At 43.2% G+C, this 16614-nt stretch carries 14 protein-coding genes and 4 pseudogenes; 2 read left to right on the top strand and 16 right to left on the bottom strand.

All coding sequences use genetic code 11. The features are described 5' to 3' along the window. Nucleotides 1-4 precede the first annotated feature (4 nt). The 10 genes and pseudogenes from skp to rpsB form a co-directional block, all read right to left on the bottom strand. Entirely contained in the window at nucleotides 5-502 is a 498-nt protein-coding gene (gene skp, locus AAC853_RS07620; protein ID WP_273558570.1) for a molecular chaperone Skp, read from the bottom strand. A 73-nt stretch (nucleotides 503-575) separates the two neighbouring features. Beyond that, nucleotides 576-2954, bottom strand: coding sequence for an outer membrane protein assembly factor BamA (bamA, locus tag AAC853_RS07615; RefSeq protein WP_340614137.1), 2379 nt, complete (start codon nucleotides 2952-2954; stop codon nucleotides 576-578). 34 nt (nucleotides 2955-2988) lie between these two features. Beyond that, the gene (gene rseP / locus AAC853_RS07610; RefSeq protein WP_340614136.1) at nucleotides 2989-4341 is read right to left on the bottom strand and encodes a sigma E protease regulator RseP; all 1353 of its coding nucleotides are present in this window, start codon (nucleotides 4339-4341) and stop codon (nucleotides 2989-2991) included. Between the two features lie 9 nt (nucleotides 4342-4350). Beyond that, a complete protein-coding gene (gene cdsA / locus AAC853_RS07605) occupies nucleotides 4351-5214 on the bottom strand; it encodes a phosphatidate cytidylyltransferase (RefSeq protein WP_340614135.1) in 864 nt (287 codons plus the stop codon). A gap of 9 nt (nucleotides 5215-5223) precedes the next feature. After that, nucleotides 5224-5916: a polyprenyl diphosphate synthase gene (uppS, locus tag AAC853_RS07600; protein ID WP_338885520.1), complete on the bottom strand. Its 693-nt coding sequence runs from the start codon at nucleotides 5914-5916 to the stop codon at nucleotides 5224-5226. 335 nt (nucleotides 5917-6251) lie between these two features. Beyond that, a pseudogene (gene ispC, locus AAC853_RS07595) lies at nucleotides 6252-7447 on the bottom strand (1-deoxy-D-xylulose-5-phosphate reductoisomerase). Nucleotides 7448-7631: 184 nt separating this feature from the next. Then, nucleotides 7632-8189, bottom strand: coding sequence for a ribosome recycling factor (gene frr / locus AAC853_RS07590; RefSeq protein WP_189759672.1), 558 nt, complete (start codon nucleotides 8187-8189; stop codon nucleotides 7632-7634). 171 nt (nucleotides 8190-8360) lie between these two features. Beyond that, a complete protein-coding gene (gene pyrH / locus AAC853_RS07585) occupies nucleotides 8361-9089 on the bottom strand; it encodes a UMP kinase (RefSeq protein ID WP_338884458.1) in 729 nt (242 codons plus the stop codon). A 156-nt stretch (nucleotides 9090-9245) separates the two neighbouring features. Then, nucleotides 9246-10103, bottom strand: coding sequence for a translation elongation factor Ts (tsf, locus tag AAC853_RS07580; RefSeq protein WP_189759670.1), 858 nt, complete (start codon nucleotides 10101-10103; stop codon nucleotides 9246-9248). A gap of 207 nt (nucleotides 10104-10310) precedes the next feature. Beyond that, nucleotides 10311-11035 (bottom strand): annotated as a pseudogene (rpsB, locus tag AAC853_RS07575) (30S ribosomal protein S2). Nucleotides 11036-11436: 401 nt separating this feature from the next. On the opposite strand from rpsB, the gene map reads away from it, so the two are divergent. Both map and AAC853_RS07565 read left to right on the top strand, forming a co-directional pair. After that, nucleotides 11437-12231, top strand: a complete 795-nt coding sequence (gene map, locus AAC853_RS07570; RefSeq protein ID WP_340614134.1) for a type I methionyl aminopeptidase — start codon at nucleotides 11437-11439, stop codon at nucleotides 12229-12231. A 74-nt stretch (nucleotides 12232-12305) separates the two neighbouring features. Beyond that, nucleotides 12306-12587: pseudogene (locus tag AAC853_RS07565) on the top strand (transposase family protein); the annotation flags it as partial. Between the two features lie 97 nt (nucleotides 12588-12684). Here AAC853_RS07565 and AAC853_RS07560 read toward each other — a convergent pair. The 6 genes and pseudogenes from AAC853_RS07560 to AAC853_RS07535 form a co-directional block, all read right to left on the bottom strand. Next, a complete protein-coding gene (locus AAC853_RS07560; protein WP_340614133.1) occupies nucleotides 12685-13197 on the bottom strand; it encodes a contact-dependent growth inhibition system immunity protein in 513 nt (170 codons plus the stop codon). Continuing rightward, nucleotides 13194-13532: an endonuclease toxin domain-containing protein gene (locus AAC853_RS07555; protein ID WP_340614132.1), complete on the bottom strand. Its 339-nt coding sequence runs from the start codon at nucleotides 13530-13532 to the stop codon at nucleotides 13194-13196. Before AAC853_RS07555 ends, AAC853_RS07560 begins: the two co-directional genes overlap by 4 nt. 250 nt (nucleotides 13533-13782) lie before the next feature. Continuing rightward, nucleotides 13783-14301 (bottom strand): contact-dependent growth inhibition system immunity protein, encoded by a 519-nt coding sequence (locus AAC853_RS07550; protein WP_340614131.1) that lies wholly within the window; start codon nucleotides 14299-14301, stop codon nucleotides 13783-13785. Next, nucleotides 14298-14744 carry an endonuclease toxin domain-containing protein gene (locus AAC853_RS07545; RefSeq protein ID WP_340614130.1) on the bottom strand — a complete coding sequence of 149 codons (447 nt, stop codon included), beginning with the start codon at nucleotides 14742-14744 and terminating at the stop codon, nucleotides 14298-14300. The genes AAC853_RS07550 and AAC853_RS07545 overlap by 4 nt, the downstream gene beginning before the upstream one ends. A 323-nt stretch (nucleotides 14745-15067) precedes the next feature. Beyond that, a pseudogene (locus AAC853_RS07540) lies at nucleotides 15068-15983 on the bottom strand (IS110 family RNA-guided transposase). Between the two features lie 273 nt (nucleotides 15984-16256). Then, nucleotides 16257-16610, bottom strand: coding sequence for a DUF596 domain-containing protein (locus AAC853_RS07535; RefSeq protein ID WP_340614129.1), 354 nt, complete (start codon nucleotides 16608-16610; stop codon nucleotides 16257-16259). Nucleotides 16611-16614 lie beyond the last annotated feature (4 nt).

Genomic DNA, 16614 nt, shown 5'->3' with positions numbered 1-16614 from the left:
CTACTTACTTAACCTGTTTCAGTACTTCTGCAGTGATATCTTTACCAGAGGTAGAATACACCACGGTATTCGCATCCAGAACCAGATCATAACCTTCTTTGCCTGCAACCACTTTAACTGCATCTTGAATACGGTTCAGAATCTTACCGCGTTCTTCCATATTACGACGGCGGTTGTCGTTTTCAAAACTTTGCGCTTTCTGAGCAAAGTCATCACGTTTCGCCATCACTTCTTTTTCTAATTTTTCGCGTTCACTGGCCTTCATGGTTGAGCCATCACGCTGTAATTTTTGGATTTTAGTTTGCAGCTCAGATTCCATATTCTGTAATTCGGTGGCTCGGCCTTTAAATTCGTTTTCCAGCTGTTTTGCCACCGCTTCACGGGCAGGTAACTGTTGAAAAACTTCAGCAATGTTCACTAAAGCAATTTTATCTGCCGCCTGCGCACCCGCAGAAAACGCTAATGCGATCCCCAAGCCTGCTGCACACAATATTTTCTTCACTATAAACTCCTTTGACCTACGCTATTTTCTACCTATTAATAATAGGGCGATTTTTACCAAAAATAATTAATAATTACCAAACCCCGCCAATATCGAACTGGAACTGTTCTGCTCTATCACCTGCGTACTTCTTAATTGGCTGCGCATAAGAGAAGCTCAATGGCCCTAATGGTGACATCCATTGCAGAGCAATACCGGCTGAAACGCGGATATTATTTGGCTTGCTGTAGTCTGGCATCCCAGCGTAAGTCTTATCCCAGTTGGTATCCCACACCGTTCCCGCATCTACAAATAGCGACGTTCGCAGAGAGTTGGCATATTTCGCATCCAGGAACGGTGTCGGGGTAATTAGTTCGAAACTCGCAACCGCAGTCGCATTACCACCCACCGCATCGCGGGATGGGCTATTTTGTTTACCACTTTCTTTATCTAAATAAACCGCTTTCGGACCAACAGTATTCGAGCGGAAACCACGAACATTTTTGGAACCACCGGCATAGAAGTTTTCATAGAATGGCATTTCCTTGCCACCAAAACCGCCGCCATATCCCAGACGTGTACGTCCCATCAGTATCCATGAACGATCATCATCCAGAGGGTAATAACCCGATAAGTTCCAAGTGACTTTATAGAACTGGTTATCTGAGCCAGGAGTTGTCACTTTCGTATCCAGAGAGGATTTCAGGCCAGATGTTGGGAAGAAACCACGATCAAGATTGTTGTAAACCCATCCCACTGTGACGGTGAAGTCATTGGTATCAAAGTTCGCCTTGTCTTTAAGATTTGGATGCTTACCCATTTTATTCCAATAACGCCACATCGCGAGCTGTGGTCGCATATTAGACAGAGAGTTATGAATATAACCCAATCTAAACGACAGGCCGTTATTTTCATTCAATGGGAAACCGAGCGTTCCCTCAGTACCGTATGCTTTATTGGTATAATTCGAAAGATCAGCATCATCAGCGCGGAAATCGTTATAGAACACACGCCCCCCCAAACTGACACCATCGACAGTGAAGTAAGGGTTAGTCATTGATAAATCAGCCGAAGTTGAATAATCATTTTTACTGGCGTTGATGCCCACAGCGTTCCCCGTTCCCAACCAGTTGGCTTGTTGGAGGCCAACCTGGAAACCCACGCCACTTTCTGTACCAAAACTCACACCAAAGTTCATAGAACCCGTATTGCGTTCTTTGACTTTGTAAACCACGTCAACCTGATCTGGGCTACCCGGCACCCGTTCCGTTTCTACATCAACAGAATCAAAATACCCTAATCGATTTAGGCGCTCTTTACCCTGTTCAACCAAATCGCTGCCCAACCATGAGCCTTCCATTTGACGCATTTCACGGCGTAATACGGAATCTTTACTTACATCGTTACCTGAAAAATGGATTTTACGCACATAGAAGCGATTGCCAGCATCAACATTCACATTCAACTTAACCGTCTTATCAGTGTCGTTGATTTCAGGTTGTGTCATTACGCGAGGATAGGCATAACCGTGACGACCAAGCAGGTTTTTGATGGCGGTTTCCATTTTGGTCACTTCTGCACCGTTATACAACGATCCTGGTTCAATTTTAGTCAGCTCTTCGATTTGGGACTGGTAACTAGCTAAATTACCATTCAAATCAACACCTGAAATTTTGTACTGATCGCCTTCGGTGATATTGACCGTGATATAAATACCTTTCTTATCTGGCGTCAGGTTAACTTGAGTCGAATCAATATTGAAACGCGCATAGCCTCGATCAAGATAAAAACTGCGCAAGGTTTCAAGGTCACCTGCCAATTTTTGTTTCTGGTATTTCTGATCAGCTGTCATGTTCCACCAGGGAACATCATCCCTCAGTTGAAACTGGTTAAGCAGCACATCGGTTGAGAAAGCCTTATTGCCAACAATATTAATTTGTTGGATCTTGGCAGAAACCCCTTCAGAGAAAATGAGCTTCAAATCAACACGGTTGCGGGGCAGTGGCGTGACAACGGCTTTTACTGTCGCGTTGTATTTACCCACACTGTAATAGAAATCCTCCAACCCCTTCTCAATATTGGACAGCATAGTGCGGTCGAGCGCTTCACCAACACGAACACGAGAGGCCTCAAGATTTTGCTTGAGCATATCATCTTTCACCGATTTGTTGCCGGTGAAAGTAATGCTGGCGATGGTTGGCCGTTCTTTTACCTGAACAACAAGTGAATTGCCATCACGTAAGACACGAACATCTTCAAAGTTTCCAGTTGCGAACAATGAATGAATCGTGCGGCTAATATCTTCATCACTAACCGAATCACCCACTCGAACTGGCATGTTCAGTAATGCTGCACCAACGGTGACGCGTTGAAGACCCTCAAAGTGAATGTCCCGAACCACGAATCCGTCTGAACCGTATGCAGTGGCGCTGCCGAACAGCAGCGACGCTATGAGCAACTTTTTCATCGCCATCGTTGTTATGCGTTTTCCTAACCGGTCTCCCACCTTAAAAGCGGGAGAAATCATTGAAAAGTGCAAGCCCCATTAATAACACCAGTAACATAGCACCAATGCGATAACTGAAGTCTTGTACACGCTCGGAAACTGGCCCTCCCTTAATCTTTTCGATAGCAAGGAAAAGCAAGTGTCCACCATCTAGTACAGGTAATGGGAACAAATTAATGATCCCAAGATTGACGCTAATCAGCGCCAAAAACATTAAATAATACACCAAGCCAGAATCAGCCGATACTCCGGCACCTTTGGCAATAGAAATCGGGCCACTCAGGTTATTCAATTTCAAGTCACCCACAATCAATTTGCCGATCATATTGACTGTCAGCTTCATTAATTGCCAAGTCTTGTCTCCTGCCTCATAAATGGCAGAAAAAGATCCATATTGCTGATTAACCTTATATTCATCTGCCAACGGAATGATTTTCAGTTCGGCGCCAGCAAACCCCTCCTCACGGCCGTTAGATAATTTTCTGGCTTCAGGAGTCAGGGACAAAGAGATCATTCCCCCAGCTCTCGCAACGTCCAATTTTAGAGGAATATTAGGATTCTTCCTGACAAAAGATGAAAAAGTGTGCCATACATCGACATCTTGATCGTTGACTTTAACGATCCTATCCCCACTTTGTAAACCCGCTTTTTCAGCGGCTGAATCAGGATAAACTTTTTCCACTTGCGAACTCACCCGTGGTACAACAGGCATAATACCCAAAGACAGCAAAACATCCTGCTTGGACGGATCAAAGGCCCATTTACTCAAATCCAGTGTTTTTTGCACACTATCAAGCGCATTCATAGGCAAAACATCCATAGTGACCGATGTCGCCCCTACTTTACCTATCATGGCAAGACGTACTGAATTCCAATCAGGAGTTTCGATACCATTAATGGCTTTTAGTTCCATTCCAGGCAAAATATTTGCCTGTGCAGCAATCGAGTTTGGCTTAACATCCAACACTACCGGGCGTACAGATGGTACGCCAATCACAAAGACCAGCCAATAAGCGATCACCGCCAGAATGAAGTTTGCGATTGGCCCAGCGCTGACAACTGCCGCACGCTGGCCAATAGTTTTGTTATTGAATGCCATATGACGACGTTCGGCAGCAACTTCTCCTACCCGCTCGTCGAGCATTTTGACATATCCACCAAGGGGGATAAGAGCGATAACGTATTCGGTTCCCTGTTTATCTGTACGACGCCAAAGCACCTTGCCAAATCCGATGGAAAAGCGTTCAACATAGATACCGCATCGTCTGGCAACCCAAAAATGACCAAACTCATGTACTGTGATGAGAATACCCAAAGCAACAATAAATGCAGCCAGATTCCAGAGAATATCCATTACGTACCTTCAGAGAGTAAATCCAGAAGAAATCAACATAACCAGCCCAGCAAACACTGGAACTGCCGCAGTTAGACTATCAACCCTATCCATGACACCGCCATGCCCCGGAATCAATTGACTACTGTCTTTGATCCCAGATTCCCGCTTGAACATACTTTCTGTCAAATCACCAAAGACCGAGGCAATGACCACCACCGCAGAAATCAGCAACAAATGTTCTGGCATCGCGGGGACAGGGGCAAATTTACCGAACAACCACGAAATCAGTGCAGCCGTTAATAACCCACCAACCAGCCCCTCAAGCGTTTTGCCTGGGGATACTTTTGGGGCCATTTTATGTTTACCCATTGTACGGCCAAAAATATAAGCGCCTGAATCGGCAGCCCATACCAATAGCATGACGTACAGCAACCACCATGCACCATCATAGGAGTTATTTTCATAGCCCTGAGTACGCAGTACCATCATCCCACAATAAAATGGCACGATAGTCATAACCCCAAATATCAGGCGCAAGGCAACCGACGATTTCCAGATGACAGCAGAAGCCGGATAACTCACCACCAATAAAATGGCGGCCACCCACCAAAGCATACCAGCCCACAATAGGTATTCAATTTGTGGTTTTTCAATGAGGCGAGAAAAATCCGACAAAGAGTACTGCAAGGCCAATAGCCCTATAGCAAATAACACAGCTAGCGTAATACGTTTAACTTGAGTGAAGAGACCTGCAAATTGCCCCCATTCCCATGCAGCAAGTGCTGAAACAGCAATGACAACCAGCCCAAATCCTGCCGGGGGGAGAAAAAACAGCGCTATAATAACAAGTGGAATCAATATTAACGTAGTTAAAAGACGGTACTTCAGCAAGTTCTCCTCCTATGATCCCACTTCGGCATCGTCTGTTGTTCCGCCAAATCGGCGTTCTCGTTTGGCAAAGGCATTAATCGCACCTTCAAAAACAGTTTCATCAAAATCAGGCCAAAGTATATCGGTAAAATACAATTCTGCATAAGCGATCTGCCATAGCAAGAAGTTACTGATACGATGTTCGCCTCCCGTCCTAATCACCAGATCGACTTCGGGCTGCTGACTTAGATTGATGAAGTTATTAACTGTAGTTTCAGTAATCTCTTCGGGAGATAATTCATTGGCTTTAATCTTTTCAGCAATTTGTTTAAAACTCTGAATCAGATCCCAACGACCGCCATAGTTAGCAGCAATATTCAGTTGCAATCCAGTATTGCCCGCTGTTAATTCAACAGAACGGCGGATACGTTCCTGCAACCGCGAGCTAAAACGGCTGATATCGCCAATCACAGACAATTTCACATTGTGTTTATGCAAGCTCTTTACTTCATTATCGAGAGCAAAGACAAACAACTCCATCAATGAACTGACTTCCTGCTGTGGGCGATTCCAGTTTTCGCTGCTAAAAGCATATAGCGTCAGTGAATTAATATTATGTTTCACTGAAAAACTCACGGCATTTCGTACGGCTTTAATTCCCGCACGATGGCCAAAGACTCTTAATTTACCCCGTTTTTTTGCCCAGCGACCATTACCATCCATAATGATGGCGACATGTCTGGGTAACGTTGGCAATGAGTCACTATCACTGGGAGATATCACTCAAAATAATCCTTAATTAAATAACTAAGCTGACTTTTTGGTAAACTCAATCAATTACAAACATAAAAAAGCCGTGTCACGTGTCAACAATTACCACGGATACCACGGCTATTTTTGGCACAATCTGAAAAAGCCTTTGGCTCTGATATACCTACGCTCAGCTATGATTAAAACGCAAGCATAAGATCATTGAACCCATTATTATAGCAACTGTAATTTACCCGCGAACTATATCATTTGCCAAAAAGCAAACCTATACTTATTAATAAAACTTGCTATTTGGCGAAGGTGCTTATCGCTTCTCTCGCTAAGACCCTGGCTATATTATCGATTTCTAAGACCTCTTCGATACTTTGGGGTTCAGATAAATTTACTTTTTCAACGACCAACCGATTGATTGTCGCAATATCGGTGAAACGGATCCCACCTTGCAAAAAAACATCAACGGTTTCTTCATTTGCAGCATTCAACGCTGTTGTTGCCGCCTGCCCTGATGACAAGCCTCAATCGCCAGTTTCAAACAAGGATAACGTTGATAATCCAGGGATTCAAAAGTGAGCATGCTCAATTCGGTAAAATCCAATGGCTTTGCCCCAGATGGAATACGATTAGGATAAGCCATCGCATAAGCAATAGGGGTACACATGTCCTGTGTTCCTAATTGTGCGATAATGCTGCCATCCTGATAACGAACCATCGAATGAATAACCGATTGGGGGTGCAATAATACTTCCATTTCATCTGCGGATGCATTGAACAGGTAACGCGCTTCGATATACTCCAAGCCCTTGTTCATCATGGTAGCAGAATCCACCGAAATTTTACGTCCCATTGACCAGATAGGATGAGCACACGCTTCATCAGGAGTCACGGTGGGCAGATTCCCCAAAGGCGTTTTACGGAACGGCCCGCCCGATCCCGTCAGGATAATGCTGGAAATACCGTACTCTTTTAGATTTGCCTTGCCAAGATTATGCTGAACCCCTTCCGGCAGACTTTGGAAAATAGCATTATGTTCGCTATCAATTGGCAGCAATTGCGCTTTGTATTGGACAACCGCATCCATAAACAGACGGCCACTGGTAATCAAAGATTCTTTGTTAGCCAGCAGAACTTGTTTTCCCTTGCGGATAGCGGCCAAAGTCGGCAATAAACCTGCAACGCCAACAATAGCTGACATGACTTGATCGACGTCTTCCAATGCCGCTAAATCACAAATCGCGTCTTTACCAAACAGCACTTCGGTTTGGCTTCCCTGCGCCTGTAATAACTGACGCAGAGCTTTTGCTGACGGCTCATCTGCCATTGCGGCATATTGAGGGTGGAATTCCAGACATTGCTGTGCCATGATTTCAATATTTTTCCCGGCAACCAGTGCAATGACACTGAATTTATCCGGGTTATTGCGGACAACAGAAAGCGTACTTTTCCCAATCGAACCCGTTGAGCCAAGAATAGTTAACCGTTTCATTTTAATACTCTAAGTATGCTACTGATATAAAATTGCAATGGAAAATCGCAACAGAAAATTGTCATAGTTTGAGCGGTGCAGATCGCTATGTCCATCGCTTGAGAAAGAAATGTGATATGAAGTGTAATATCCAGGATAAGAACAACGCCGCAAGAGCTGCGGCGTTGTATGCGTGAAACGGCAATTAGAAATCCATCAACTCAGTTTCTTTATTTGCCAGCGCTTCATCAATTTTCTTAATGAAGCTGTCAGTCAGTTTCTGAATTTCATCTTGTGAACGACGTTCTTCATCTTCACTAATTTCTTTGTCTTTCAGCAGCGTTTTGACCTTATCGTTCGCATCACGGCGAATGTTACGAATGGAGACACGGCCCTGTTCCGCTTCTCCACGAACAACTTTAATGAGATCCTTACGACGCTCTTCTGTCAGTGGTGGCAATGGAACACGAATAATGGTTCCGGCAGAAGAGGGGTTCAGGCCCAGATCAGAAGCCATAATGGCTTTTTCAACTGCCGCGGTCATAGAGCGATCAAATACCGTGATCGCCAAAGTGCGGGCATCTTCTGCAACAACGTTTGCAATCTGACGCAGTGGAGTCGCAGCGCCATAATATTCAACGCTGATGCCATCCAACAGGCTAGGAGAAGCACGGCCAGTACGAACCTTGCTAATTTGATTTTTCAGTGCTTCGACGCTTTTTTCCATGCGGTCTTGTGCGTCTTTCTTGATTTCATTAATCACGTTACAAACCCTTGGGAGATGGTTATTTTTTAGGCCACACTGCGTAAATTATAGATAAGTGAACCGAATACGCTACGATATATGTGACCCTGTGTCATTAAATTTGGCGCATCAGGACGCTGATCATACCGTCAAATTTCACCAATGTCTCTGAGCACGAACTGTGAAAAATCAGCCGTGAGAAATCAACGTACCTTCACTTTCTCCCATCACAACACGACGAAGTGCGCCTGGTTTGTTCATATTAAAAACACGAATTGGCAGGTTATGGTCACGAGCCAGCGTAAAGGCCGCCAGATCCATCACTTTCAATTCGCGCTCCAATACTTCCTGATAAGTGAGCTGATTGTAGAGAACGGCTTCAGGATCTTTTGCAGGATCAGCAGAATAAACGCCATCAACTTTGGTTGCTTTTAACACAACATCCGCTTCGATTTCAATGCCACGCAGACATGCAGCGGAATCTGTTGTAAAGAACGGGTTGCCAGTACCCGCAGAGAAAATAACAACACGACCGTGACGCAGTAAGCTTATCGCTTCAGCCCAGCTATAATTATCACATACGCCATTCAGTGGGACGGCAGACATCAGACGAGCGTTCACATAGGCGCGGTGCAAGGCATCACGCATTGCCAGACCATTCATCACAGTCGCCAACATGCCCATGTGGTCACCGACTACACGGTTCATTCCTGCCTCTGCCAAACCGGCACCACGAAACAGGTTACCGCCTCCAATAACGACACCGACCTGAATACCCAGCTCAACCAGTTCTTTGATTTCCTGAGCCATACGGTCTAAGACACTGGCGTCGATGCCAAAACCTTCTGCGCCTTGCAGGGCTTCTCCACTGAGCTTAAGCAGGATTTTCTGATATACGGGTTTTGCATTGGTTGCCATGGTGTTCAGTCCTAAGCAGATAAGGATATTGGGGATATTCAGTTAATACATATTAAGATTTACTCAACTACTACACATCCACGCGATAAAGCCCAGATGTAAAAATTCATCATAAGATAAAACAGAACCGCCAATCGGCGGCTCCGTTCAAGAAAATTAAGACTGTTTGCTCATTGCAGCAACTTCTGCTGCGAAATCAGCTTCAACTTTCTCAATACCTTCACCAACTTCGAAGCGGATGAAGTTGATAACCTTAGCATTGTTTTCTTTCAGCAGATCGCCAACAGATTTGCTTGGGTCCATCACGAAGTTCTGGCCAGTCAGAGAGATTTCGCCGGTGAATTTGTTCATACGGCCAGAAACCATTTTCTCTGCGATTTCGCGAGGCTTACCAGACTGCATTGCGATTTCCAACTGGATCTGGTGCTCACGCTCAACAACGTCAGCAGGAACATCAGTTGGGTTCACGTATTCTGGCTTGCTTGCCGCAACGTGCATTGCGATGTGTTTGATCAGCTCTTCGTTGGCGCCTTCCGCAGCCACCAGAACACCGATACGGGAACCGTGCAGGTAAGAACCTACCGCTTCACCTTCCAGAATAGCAACGCGACGAATGTTGATGTTTTCACCAATTTTCGCAACCAGGCCAGTACGCTGTTCTTCGAACTTCGCTTTCAGTGCATCGATGTCAGCGTTTTTGTCTGCCATAACAGAAGTGATAACTTCTTTACCGAATGCCAGGAAGCCAGAGTCTTTAGCAACGAAGTCAGTTTCACAGTTCAGTTCAACGATAGCTGCGAATTTAGCATCAGCCGCAACTTCAACCAGAATAACACCTTCAGCAGCAACACGGCCTGCTTTCTTAGCCGCTTTTGCCTGACCTGATTTACGCATGTTATCGATCGCCAGTTCGATATCACCATTTGCTTCAACCAGTGCTTTTTTACATTCCATCATGCCTGCGCCAGTACGCTCACGCAGTTCTTTTACCAGAGCAGCGGTAATGTCAGCCATTTGTTTTATTCCTCGATGTGTCTCGCGGGAAGATAATTCCGCGTGGAAAGTTATCAGATAATATCCTTCGTCTTTCATTCCGCGTGGAAAGTTCTATATCAGATAATAGTTCTATATCAGATAGGTAAAGGGGGCCATAACAGGCCCCCTAACCAATATATTTCAATACCTGGTCAATAAAGGCTCAAACAAAATGAGCAGGCCTTATTATTCAGCGTCTACAAGACCTTCTTCAGCCTGAACAGCCAGATCTTGAGAACGACCTTCACGAACAGCGGTAGCAGCCGCAGTCAGGTACAGTTTAACTGCACGGATTGCGTCGTCGTTACCAGGGATGATGAAGTCAACGCCATCTGGATCAGAGTTGGTATCAACGATAGCGAATACAGGGATACCCAGGTTGTTTGCTTCTTTGATAGCAATGTGTTCGTGTTCAGCGTCGATAACAAACAGCGCATCAGGCAGGCCGCCCATGTCTTTGATACCGCCCAGGCTGTTTTCCAGTTTGCCAAGCTCACGAGAACGCATCAGCGCTTCTTTTTTAGTCAGCTTGTCAAAAGTACCGTCCTGAGACTGAACTTCCAGATCTTTCAAACGCTTGATTGACTGACGAACAGTTTTCCAGTTAGTCAGCATACCACCCAACCAGCGGTGGTTAACGAAGTATTGGTCACAGCTCAGTGCTGCTTCTTTTACTGCTTCGCTGGCAGCACGCTTGGTGCCAACAAACAGAATTTTACCTTTACGGAAGCGATTTTGTTCAGCTCTGCCAAAGCATTGTTGAACATTGGAACAGTTTTTTCCAGGTTGATGATATGAACTTTGTTACGAGCACCAAAGATGAAAGGTTTCATTTTTGGGTTCCAGTAACGAGTCTGGTGACCGAAGTGAACGCCCGCTTGCAGCATATCGCGCATGGAAACAGTTGCCATTTTAGACCTCTATAAAGTTAATTGGGGTTATGCCTCCACAGATCCCATGACACCGACTCCTTAACTGCGGGTGATTCATATCAATGAGTTAACCGCATAAGAGCACCCCGGTGTATGTGCCGATCCATGTGTGTTATTTACACATAATGAGTTTATTTAGTATCCTCGACAAATTGCATCACATCAGAAACAATTACACTGAATACCGGCGCGCTTTATACCATAAACCACCACCAGACTCCAACATTTGTTACAAATACGTTTGTTACAGCTATGTTTATTACGGCGACTAATGCGGGTCATATTGGCATCCATTCGGTGGGCTGATACCATTACCGACAATACTTTCCTTAATTAATATCAAGTAGTCGGTAATTTTCCGACTTAAATGGATCCATTTCATGGCTATTTCTATCAAAACAGAAGAAGACATTCAGAAAATGCGGGTTGCCGGACGCCTGGCTGCCGAAGTTCTGGAAATGATTGAGCCTTACGTTAAGGCTGGCGTCACTACAGGTGAACTTGATCGTATCTGCCACCAGCACATTACCGAAAAACAACAGGCCATCTCGGCTTGTCTGGGTTACCACGGCTTTCCTAAATCCGTGTGCATCTCCGTCAATGACGTGGTTTGCCACGGCATTCCAAGCGATGATAAGACACTGAAAGAAGGTGATATCGTCAATATTGACGTGACAGTCATCAAAGATGAGTTCCACGGTGATACGTCTAAAATGTTTATTGTCGGCAAGCCCACCATTCAAGGTGAGCGCCTGTGTCGTGTAACGCAGGAAAGCTTGTACCTTGCCCTGAAAATGGTTAAACCCGGCATCCGTCTGCGTACCATCGGCAAGGCAATTCAGCAGTTTGTCGAAAGTCACGATTATTCTGTTGTCCGCGAATACTGCGGTCACGGTATCGGCAGAGGCTTCCACGAAGAACCGCATGTTCTGCATTATGATGCTGATGATGGCGGCGTGGTATTGCAAAAAGGCATGGCATTCACCATTGAGCCAATGGTCAACGCGGGTGATTTTCGTATTCGCTCCATGAAAGATGGCTGGACAGTTAAAACCAAAGATCGCGGTTGGTCTGCACAGTACGAACACACTATTGTCGTTACCGATAATGGTTGTGAAATCATGACATGGCGCCAAGAAGAAGCGCATATCTCAGCAGTATTAGTGAACGCATAATTGCTCGTTAACGCCATCAATACGCTCCCTTATCTCAACCCACAGGGAGCGTTAATCTCTTTCAATAATAACTAGATCATGGCGACTGGAAAAATACGCACCGTCGTTTTTGTCGCTGGAGAGATAAAGAGATACGGGAAAAGCTGATCGAACAATGAGTTAATGACCCCGATTTCGAGTGGTTAATGATTGATGCCAGCCATATTAAAATTCATCCCGATATGGCAGGCACAAAAGGCGACAATCAGGAGATGGGATTCACCAATGCTAAGATACATTTGGCCGTGGATGCGCATGGTATGTCGGTCAGAGTTATTATTACAAGCGGTATAACAGCAGATTGTTCACAGGCTAAGATGCAGAATTGTCTTCCCCATTGAGTGATATTCTAATTTTAGATAACAGATAGAAGCTGTGGTAAATTTTTGCACTACCTTATTAAATTTATATGTCTTATGGTAAATAAACAAAACTTTTACAAAGGGTAAATGCTTCTTTTATCGCTTTACCCAATTCTTCATCAGTGACTCTATCTGAAAGAGAAATCTTACAGTCGCGAGGCAGACCTTTTCCTCCCCATGTCTCCAATTTTTCATGTGACCAAGGTGAAATAGTAAGATTACCATCTAACAATTTCACACTACATTTATTCATTTTTTTGAATAACGCCCGTTTAGTTTTATATCCCCCTTTTTTCATCGCTTCTGCAATCCAGTTTTTATAACGAATGGAAACCATATCGCGATGGAAAAAATCATTATCTTCGGGATCAACGAGGCGACTTTTTGATAATGCCTGTCGAACAAAAAAACCTAATTCTTTATCAGTGGTATCTTTGGGTAGATAAAGTGTTTCCGTTGTATTATCTGCTACCAGTAAACGATAACCAGACATTGTTTCTATATAATAAAAATCTTCATTGAAACTAATAGTTGCATTTAATCCTTGACCAATATCATCATTCATGGCGCATTTCCTCTTACAACAGTCACTTTGACATCAATATTCCTGTCCGCAGCATAGCTGATAGATTTATTTATTTCGATCCATTGAGCTGGTGTGGTTTTTTCAGGTACAGCGAGATGCATAGTTTTTTGTTTAATCATATCAGATTTAAGAACAATCTTATTTTTTATGTCTTGATCAAATCTAACCATGTCATTGATATAACCGTTTAGTTGGTTACTGATCTGCTTAGGGTTTTCTATCCTTGATTTTGTCATGGTGTTTAACGTTTTGATGCTAATAGCCTGTCCTGTTGTTTGGTTAAAATAGTCGAATGTTTCAAAGCCATAAGGCAAGGCAAACGTACACTACCCGGCCATTTTAACAACTTTTTCCCCACAAAATCCTCAAACAGATAGCCTTGTTTATAATTTCCTTCTGTCCATGACATCTGGGTTTTACTGCCGTATTTTTCAATACGAACAATATTCTTGATACTGACCAGACTTTCCGTATTTTTCAGACTTTTTAATTAAATATTCATTCACATAAATAACAAATAAAAAAGTGGTGCATTTTTGCACCACCTTATTAAATTTATATGTCTTATGGTAAATAAACAAAACTTTTACAGCGGGTAAAGGCTTTTTTGATTGCTTTGCCCAGTTCTTCATCAGTGATACTGTCTGGGAGAACGATCTCAACATCACAATTATCAGGCATGCCTTTCCCTCCCCATGTCTCTAATTTTTCATGTGCCAATGGCAAGATAGTAATTTTGCCATTTAAGAGTTTCACAAGGCATCTATTCATTTTTTTTAATAGCGCCCGCTTAGTTTTATATCCTCCCTTTTTCATCGCTTCTGCAATCCAGTTTTTATAACGTATATTGGCCATATCACGATTAAAAAAATCATCATCTTCAGGATTAACCAATCGACTTTTAGATAATGCTTGTCGAACAGTAAAACCTAAGTCTTTATCAGAGACGTCTTTAGCCAAGTAAAGAGTACCAGCCTCGTGGTCTGCCACCAACAAGCGATAACCTGACAATGTTCTCACATAATAAAAATCCTCATTAAAACTGATAACTACATTTAAACCTTGTCCGAAGTCATCAATCATGGAACATCTCCTCTTACAACAGTGACTTTGATATCAATGTTTTTATCGACAGCATAACTAATGGATTTGTTGATTTCAGCCCATTGCGTAGATGTGGTTTTTTCAGGTATGGCAAGATACATTGTTTTTTGTTTGATCATATCGTTTGTCAAAATAAATTCACCTTTACCTTTAATAGTGTTTTTGAATCTATCCATGTCATTGATATAACCGTTTAATTGGTTACTGATCTGCTTAGGGTTTTCTATCCTTGATTTTGTCATGGTGTTTAACGTTTTGATGCTAATAGCCTGTCCTGTCGATGAGTTAAAATAATCAAATGTCTCAGAACCATAAGGTAATCGGGTACTTTCTGGCCATTTTAATAACTCTTTCCCCACAGAATCTTCATATGGGTAGCCTTGTTTATAATTTCCTTCTGTCCTATTATGAATGCTAAACATGAAACGCCGATAGATACGATTAATATTCTAATTGTTTGTTCGGCTGAAAATGCGCTAATAACAAAGTGGGTAACTGTCATATATGGATGTCCCATAATATTCAACTTTTTTAGTGACTCAGTGTATTGCTAATTTCGGTTCACGGTCATATATCCGGCGTCTGGCAATCATTTAAATTTGCTGCGCCATGGTGAAGTCCGAACCTTGCCTCCTCATCAGATCAACGGATTAAAAACCCTCGACAGTCTCAGGTTTTTGCAAGGCCGGATAACCGTTTAGCTCATCAACTGTAGTCAACTCTATTGAAAATGAAACCGGTTTATTTAAGCAAAGGCTTTGCTCATCTGGAACGCATCTTTATTAACCATAATTGACCAGCATATCCTGGCACATTTATTGGCATAAGCGACACACGTCTTATTAAATCCCCGTCGGTTAACCAAAGACTGCAATCACCGAGTGCATCATGCCGTAACGCTCTGCGTTGTATAGCAGCTCTGGCGCCATGAATTAAAATCCCGCGTAGGTACCGATTACCATTTTTAGTGATTTTGCCTAATTGTGTTTTCCCACCACTGCTGGCCTGTCGAGGAACGAGTCCTAACCAAGCGGCCATTTGCCTGCCGTTATTAAATTGTTTTCCATCACCAATTCCTCTGTCTGCTGGATCAGCTTCAGCCATTCTTCATAGAGTTGTTTCAGAACCCTGCGTGCAATCATCGTTAATCCATTATCGGCATCTTCAAGTGCCTCGTACAGTGACTCTCTAAGAGCCGCAGAGCGTTGCGGAAAAATAATGCCATATTCTGCTGCCAGTCCTCTGATTTGATTAGAGAGAGCAACGCGTTTTTGAACTAATGACTGCCGGATATTATGGAGAACACAGAGGTCTTGTTGATACAGATTTTTGACCGGAACAAAATGCATACCCGGCCGATTCACAGCTTCACATATTGCCAACGCATCATTGGCATCATTTTTATGGTGTTTAACGAAAGCTTTCACATGCTGAGGGGGAATAAGGCAAACTTTAAAACCTAGATTTTCAATCGTTCGTGCCCAATAGTGGGCGGTACTACAAGCCTCCATAGCAATCAAAGTCCCGGATTCCATTTGTCTAACAGCATCCAGTAATCGACTTCGGGTCATTTTTTTATTAAATATAATGTGATTATCGTTAAGCAAACAAAGCTGAAAAACAGATTTAGCGAGATCAATACCGAGAATTTTATGATACATGATGGACGCTCCCATAAAATGAATATGCTTATTTCATTTTGGTACAATTGACGCCATACGGGACGTCCATCTCATCAGATCAAGTCGCGACTAGTACAAATAAAGTGAGATCACCAGATAATTATAATTCTTTCACACAAAAAGAAAGCTGTGGGATATTTTCATCCACACAGCTTGATTTGAAAAACTGTCACTCATTCAATTCAATATATTATGGCTGGAATTGATAATCCAGCTGATACACAGACTATTTATAATCACTCAATGAAAAAATTACGTCCAATACAGCTCACCGCTCTCTAAAATCCACACGATCCCGCCCGGACACTCCTCAAAAACGAACCATAGCCCATCATATAATTCTTCTTCCGTTTCAGGGAAAGCTACCCGAAAGCGGGTTAACTGTTCATCAATAGTTCCCGCCAGAAATTCACCATGCTTGGCGAGCTTAATCCTGCCATTCTTTAAGAGTAACTCAAGAAACTCAAGAAAATAGTCTTGTTTATCCTTATAAGAAAAATCAGTCTTGCCAAAACTCTTTGCTTCCATTGCTGCCCATACAAGGCTGGGAGAGCATCCTTCTAATCCTTCCAGAAATAACTTATACTGGCTTTCACTAAATAGCATATTT

The sequence above is a fragment of the Xenorhabdus thailandensis genome, assembly GCF_037996785.1.
Taxonomy (GTDB): domain Bacteria; phylum Pseudomonadota; class Gammaproteobacteria; order Enterobacterales; family Enterobacteriaceae; genus Xenorhabdus; species Xenorhabdus griffiniae.
This window is presented reverse-complemented; position numbering and strand designations above follow the sequence as displayed.